We start from the raw sequence: 6,286 nt of genomic DNA, 5'->3' as shown, positions 1-6,286 counted from the left end.
CCGCGGGCCGCCGTCGTCCGGGAGCGCCGGTACCGGTGCGAGCACCTCGGTCAGGTCGGTGATCCACAGCAGCCGCAGCACCCGGGGGTCGGCGCAGACCAGGGTGAAGCTCCCCGAGCCGGCCAGGACCCGGGCGCGGATGTCGACGAGGAGCGCCAGGCCGCTGCAGTCGATGAAGGTGACCGGCCGCAGGTCGACGACGAGCCGGGGTGCGGGCGCGGCGGTCAGCGCGTAGAGCTGGGGCGTGGTGGCGAGCGCCACGGCGAGGTCGATCTCCCCGTGCAGCTCCACCACGGTTCGGCCGCCGTCCTCGCGGGCCAGCACCGTGCCCGCGGGGGGCTCCTCCTCTTCGACGGCACACGTCAGCGTGCGGGCGCTCTCGTCCAGGTGCGGTGCCATCGGTGCCCTCACGTATGACCTTGTGACCGTAGGAGTCTGTGACCGTAGGAGTCCGGGAAATCGGCCCGTAAGCATAGGCAGCCCCCCTGGGGGTGGCGCTGCGCCACCCCCGGACCATCACTCGATCGAGTGGAATTCACCAAAGTCGCTTGCGAGTTGACACATCGCACACACAGGCGGCCTTCCCCTTACGGGTGTTCGCGGGCGTCAGAAACCGCGAACCGCCTCTCCCGGGGGCGGATCGGGGGAAAACTGGATGCCGTGCGGAAGAACATCCCTGTGGAGACCACCTCGTTCGTCGGCCGTGCGGCCGAGCTGGCGCGGCTGCGCGGGGCCCTCGGCCACGAACGGCTGGTGACCCTCGTGGGCGGCGCCGGGGTCGGCAAGTCCCGCCTGGCGCTACGGGCCGTCTCCACCACCCCGCCCGCGGACCTGAGCGGGATCTACTGGGCCGACCTGTGGCCGTTGCAGGGGGACGAGCTGCTCGCCGCCACCGTGGCGGACGCGATGGGCCTCTCGGACCACACCCCCAGAATGCCGCTGGACTCCCTGTGCACCTGGGTGGCCGACCGGGCGGTGCTCCTGGTCCTCGACTCCTGCGAACACCTGGCCGCGCAGTGCCGCCACCTGGTCGGCGAACTGCTGACCGCCTGCCCCCGGCTGACCGTACTGGCCACCAGCCGGCAGCCGCTCGGCCTCGCCCGCGAGACCGTCGTCACCGTGCCGCCGCTCGCCCCCGCCACCGAGGCCGTGACCCTGTTCGCGGAGCGCGCCGCGGCGGTCGGCCGCCCCCTGCGCGAGCCGGACCAGCTGCGGCTGGCCGCGCGGCTGTGCGCACGCCTGGACGGCGTACCGCTGGCGCTGGAACTGGCCGCGGCCCAGCTGCGGCACCACACGCTGGCCGACACCGCCTACCGGGTCCGCTCCGGACTCGACCTCCCCCACGGCCCGGACGGCCCCGACGGACCGCCCCCGCCCCCCGCCGCCCGGCGGCCCGCCCGGCACAGCGCCGTCCGCACCGCCGTCGGCTGGAGCCACGAGCTGTGCCGCCCCACCGAACGGCTGCTGTGGGCACGGCTGTCCACCTTTCCCAGCGGCTTCGACGCCCAGCTGGCCGAACAGGTCTGCACCGGCGGCCCGTTGGACCCCGCCGAGCTGCGCATGTGCCTGGCGGGCCTGGTGCGCAAGTCGGTCGTCACCCGCGAGGGGGACCGCTACCGGCTGCTGGACACCCTCCGCGAGTACGGGCGCATGTGGCTGCGGGAGCTGGGCGAGGAGGAGCACCTGGCCTCCCGGCACGCCTCGGTCGTCCTGGAGCTGACCCGGCTGGCGCGCGACGAGTGGTTCAGCGCGCGGCAGCAGGAGTGGTACGCGCGCATCGAGATCCTCTACCACGACGTACGGGAAGCCCTGCGGTACCTGCTGGGCACCGACCCGAGGGCCGCCCTGGAACTGGCCGCGAACGTGGCGTTCTTCTGGGTGTGCTGCGGCCACCTCTACGAGGCCGGCCACTACCTGGAACTGGCGCTCGCCCCCGTCGGCCGGCCCGAGCGCAGACGCACCCGGGGCCTGTGGTCCCTCGGCCTGGCCCACCTCCTCCAGGGTGACCACGAGGCGGGACGGGCGTTCGCCGCGCTCAGCCGGGAGTCGGCGGCCGCGACCGGCGACGACGAAGGACAGCGCCAGGCCGTCTACCTGGAAGGACTCAGCGCACTGCTGACCGGGCGCCCGCTGACCGCCCTCACGGCGGCGGACGAGGCGCTGCGGGGCACCTCCCCGGCCACCTCGCACAGCTTCGGGGTCACGCTGTGCCGCCTGGTGAGGGTCTTCGCACTGACCGGCGCCGGACGGCTGAAGGAGTCGCGCGCACAGGCCGAGGCACTGCGCGAGGACTGCGTACGCGTGGGGGAGTACTGGACCCGCTCGTACACCGACTACCAACTGGCGCTGATCGCCCTCTTCGAGCACCGCGCGGGCGCCGCCACCACCCACGCGCGGGCCATGCTCGACTCCAAGCGCCGCATCGGCGACCGCTACGGCATCGCCCTCGGCCTGGAACTGCTGGCCACCGCCTGGGCGGAGCGCGGGGAGCCGGAACGCGCGGCGCTCGCCTACGGAGCCAGCGCCCAGCACTGGGAGGCGGTGGGCCACACCCAGCGCGGGACACCCGAGGTGGCACCCCTGCGCGAACGGGGCCAGGCCGCGGCCCGCGCCCAGCTCGGTGAGACGGCCTACAGCGCCCTGTTCCGCAGCGCGCTGCGGGCCGAGAGCGACCACGTGGTCGGCTGGGCCACCCGCGCGGACCCGGAACCGCGTCTGTGACGACGGGGCGCCCGCCGCCCCCGCGCCGTCCGCGCGAAAAGGCCGCCGATTCCACCCTCTGCGATCCTGGGCGATCCACCCCGATCCGGCACGGTGCACACGCGTATGTACACCGACCCCGCCGATCGCAGCTGCAATTCTCGCCCGTAGGAGCCGCTTGTCGGCCCGGTCCCCCGGGCCGACGCCACACGGTCAGTGTCCACAACGCCGTCGCCCTGCCGCGGTGACAACAGGGAGGCGGCTGGAGGGGGAAGAAGCTGGAAGGGGGAAAAGAAAGAGACGGTCGGACAGGCCGGTGCTCGCGAGTGCTGGGAAGAGACCGGACTGGACGGTGAGAACGTCGGCTTGGTGGGCGTGTCGGGCCCGGGTTCGGCGTGCCCGCAGACGCCTCCGCAGCGCCTGACTGGACGCTGCTGCCCCGTCTGTGGACAACCCAACGCAGGCTCTTCGCACGCCACCCCACGGTCCTCTTCCCGATCGCTGAGAAGGAGGAACCCGTGGAGGACGAGCGCACTGCGGACCGGGGCAGATGGGCGCCGCTGGTGGCCGTGGCGCAGCTGCTCGTGGACCTGGCCGACGCCGTAGCCCGGTAGACGGGACAGGTGGGCTGTGAGCCCCCACACGCCGGGGCCGCCGCCGCGCCACTCGATCAGTCCGGGGTCGTCCAGGGCCGTGTCGTCGGGGTCGAGGCCAGCGCGGCGGAGGAATCCCAGGAGGTCGGTGGTGCTGTAGGCGCGGCCGAGGATCGTGCCGGACGCGCAGAGGCGGCGCCCGCCCTCCTCGTCGGGCGCATGGACGACGATCGGTGCAGCCATGACACCACCGTGCGGCCAGTTGTCGACCCCCGCATCTCCGGGTGCTCCCGTTTACACAGGGCGGGCGGCCCCGAGGGGCTGCGCGCTCCGTCCTGACCTGCATAGGCTCCGCGCCATGACTGACTTTCTCCAGGTCTCGACAGCCACGGAAACCCGACAGCAAGCCGTCGAACTCGCGCGGTCTGTGGTGAGGGAGCGACTCTCCGCAGGCGCACAGATCGTGGGCCCGGCCACCTCGGTCTTCTGGCACCTCGGTGAGTTCGGCGAAGGCGAGGAGTGGCAGCTGCTGCTGAAAACCAGCTTCGAACGGTACCCCGCCTTGGAGGCGCATCTCCTGGAACACCATCCGTGGGACAACCCCGAAGTTGCGGCCGTCCCGATTGCCGCAGGGGCCGAGAGGTGTCTCCAGTGGATCAGTGAATCGGTCACGCCCGATCAGCCTGCCTGAACTCTGGCCCTATCGAGCACGTCACTGACAACGGTCATGCCCCGGTGCTGGCTCAGCTTCTCCAGCACCGGGGCGAGTCGTCGCCGAGGCCGGATAGACGCGACACCGGACGACAGTTCCAGGGCCCGAGCGGCGACGGTAGCAGCCTGCTCGACCTCCCCGGCGGTCAGATAGGCGTCCGCCAACCAGGACAGGTAGAGAGCCTTGTCCCGCGCGTGGGCATCGTCGTACCGGGCCAGCGCGTCTTCCAGAACGGGAACTGCCCGTAGCGGTCGGCGCAGCTCGGTCCAGCACCGGCCGGACATGATGGCCAGCTCGGTGTGGTCCACCCAGGCAACCCAGTCAGGTTGGTGTTCACCGTCGCTCGCGCCCTCTAGGGCGTCGTGCGCGGCGGCGAGTGCCTTCTCCGTCTCGGTGTGCATTCCTGCGACCGAGCAAGCCCAAGCCTTCCGTTCGTACAGCAGCGCTCTCACTCCCCACGGAGTTCCGGAGGTGATGGTCTCGCAGGAGCGAGAGGCGATCTGGACGGCTGCCACCTTGTCGTCGGCGCTGGCTTGGTAGGCGAGAAAGGCCAGCGAGTTTCCCACAAGGCTTGCGTCTCCCGCCTCTCGGGCTGCCACGTGGCTCTCCTTGTAGAGTCCGGCGGCATCAGCTTCCCGTCCCGCATCGAACGCCGCCCACCCTGCTTGTTGGGCCTGTTCAGCCAGGACAGACATAAGGCTGCGGCGAGTTCCCTCAGAACAGATGGTGTCTCGTAGGAGCGCTTTCGTGGCCTGGTACTCGCCCAGGTAGACGCGGTAGGTGTCGCCGCCCCCCAGAACGTTGTCGAGACGCCGTAGACGTGCGGTCCGCTCGCGCAGCGCCTCAACGTTCGCAGCATTGAGGCGCTTGGGGGCATCCTGCTTGGTAAGGCTGGGCAAAGCCGCAGCCAGCCCGGTTCGGGTTGTTGCCTCGAAGAAGGTACGGCGCCGCACGGTGGTCCCATTCTGTGTGCCGGTGATGGGTGCAGGCGTCTCGTCTTCCTCCCACGGGCGGGGGGCCAGACCGACCATGTGTCCGGGGACACGTAGTGCGTCCACGATGAGCACGATCTTGTCGAACGAGGTGACCCGGCCCCGACCGCGGGCGAGTGTCCCCACGCGCTCCGGCTTTATGTCGCACTCCGCAGCGATCTTCGAGTAGCTGATGCCGGCCCGGCTGCGGGCAAGCCGGAATACCGTCCCGAAGTCGTGCGCCTCCAGTGCAGCACGCAGTTCCGAGTCGTCGAGGAGGCCCCGGGGGATTGCAGTGGGTGGCTCGTAATCGATCACGCCTGCACACTTCCTGCTCGCATAAGTCTGTGAGGCCAACTTCCCAGAAGCCTACCCATGATGGGTATACCTGGGCGCGGGAAGTCTTCACGTGCGCGCCACTCGACTCTGGTCACAAAAGACCCCGGCGGCCGTCCTACCGGCCCCGGGGGATGGACGACTGCCAAGGAGTCGACGTGGAGGACGATATCGAAGCCGTCACCTGCGGCAAGGGCGCATACCTGGTGGACGAGAGCACCGGGGGCTCGGTGCCGCCCGAGCCGCCGTGGACGGGACGGGTGCAGCAGACCCGCCCGGACGGGGCCGTGCAGCTCATCACGCCCACCGGCTACGAATGGTGGGCCGCCCCCGAGCACTTGCGCGAGGCCACTCAGCGGGAGCGGGAGGCCTACGACAGGGACCGGGAGCGCCATCTCGCGGCCGTCCGACCGGTGAGGCCCTCGTCATGAGTCGTATGACGCTCCGCGTCTCCCGCGACTCGGGCCGCTCCTGGACCAGGCCGCGCCTGGTCCGCGCTGCGACAGTACTGGTGACCACGCGGTGGCCTGCCTGCCGTTGCCTGTTGTGCCGCCGACAACGGGACGGCCGCCGTGATTGAGCCCCCGCCTGCACGCCTCGGGCTGCACCGGCCGGGCTGGTACGGGACGTGCCCACGCTGCCGGGGCCCGCTGACCGTCCGCAACGACGCGCAGGACGACGGCATCAGAAGCATCGGCGCCCGCTGCCGCACCTGCGCGGGCAACAAGACCCCTACGCCCGCCGCCCCCACTGACAAGAACACCGGAGGAACGGAAAGATGAGTGCCGGATGGTGCCAGTGGCACCAAGGCCACGCGGACGACGTCGAGATCATCGACGTCATCGAACGCGGCTCGGGCCCTCCCGCCGCAGCATCCGCCTGCCTGGACTGCGCCCGGAAGATCCGCGGCATCCCCTACGGCGAGACCGCCCGCGCGGCCGTCCAGGCGCTGGAGAAGCGTGAGGCCGCATTCC

At 71.1% G+C, this 6,286-nt stretch carries 6 protein-coding genes and 1 pseudogene; 5 read left to right on the top strand and 2 right to left on the bottom strand.

Annotation, left to right across the window (positions count from 1 at the left end; translation table 11 throughout):
* Positions 1–411, bottom strand: a 411-nt coding sequence (locus FM076_RS16655; protein ID WP_345945056.1) for an STAS domain-containing protein, incomplete at its 3' end; no start/stop codon positions are given.
* A 249-nt stretch (positions 412–660) separates the two neighbouring features.
* Between FM076_RS16655 and FM076_RS16650 the strand changes: the two genes are divergently transcribed.
* The 3 genes and pseudogenes from FM076_RS16650 to cutA all read left to right on the top strand — a co-directional run bounded on the left by FM076_RS16650 (position 661) and on the right by cutA (position 3,984).
* Complete coding sequence (locus FM076_RS16650) at positions 661–2,721, top strand: ATP-binding protein (RefSeq protein ID WP_173871571.1); 2,061 nt, start codon at positions 661–663, stop codon at positions 2,719–2,721.
* A gap of 195 nt (positions 2,722–2,916) precedes the next feature.
* Positions 2,917–3,066 (top strand): annotated as a pseudogene (locus FM076_RS35005) (hypothetical protein); the annotation flags it as partial.
* Between the two features lie 585 nt (positions 3,067–3,651).
* Positions 3,652–3,984, top strand: a complete 333-nt coding sequence (gene cutA, locus FM076_RS16645) for a divalent-cation tolerance protein CutA (protein WP_173871570.1) — start codon at positions 3,652–3,654, stop codon at positions 3,982–3,984.
* On the opposite strand, the gene FM076_RS16640 is transcribed toward cutA, so the two are convergent.
* A complete protein-coding gene (locus tag FM076_RS16640) occupies positions 3,972–5,294 on the bottom strand; it encodes a helix-turn-helix transcriptional regulator (protein WP_345945055.1) in 1,323 nt (440 codons plus the stop codon). The genes cutA and FM076_RS16640 overlap by 13 nt on opposite strands.
* 176 nt (positions 5,295–5,470) lie before the next feature.
* Between FM076_RS16640 and FM076_RS16635 the strand changes: the two genes are divergently transcribed.
* Both FM076_RS16635 and FM076_RS16630 read left to right on the top strand, forming a co-directional pair.
* Positions 5,471–5,743, top strand: a complete 273-nt coding sequence (locus FM076_RS16635; RefSeq protein WP_345945054.1) for a hypothetical protein — start codon at positions 5,471–5,473, stop codon at positions 5,741–5,743.
* Positions 5,744–6,090: 347 nt separating this feature from the next.
* On the top strand, positions 6,091–6,286 hold a 196-nt coding region (locus FM076_RS16630), incomplete at its 3' end, for a hypothetical protein (RefSeq protein ID WP_173871568.1).

This window comes from Streptomyces albus subsp. chlorinus (assembly GCF_013302895.1).
GTDB classification, from domain to species: Bacteria; Actinomycetota; Actinomycetes; order Streptomycetales; family Streptomycetaceae; genus Streptomyces; species Streptomyces chlorinus.
Note: the sequence above shows the minus strand (reverse complement) of the source record. Positions and strands in the feature narration are given on the sequence as shown.

What these genes read in the sequence shown, in the direction of transcription:
- cutA (WP_173871570.1), top strand. Translation starts at nt 3,652, where the DNA reads ATGACTGACTTTCTCCAGGTCTCGACAGCCACGGAAACCCGACAGCAA.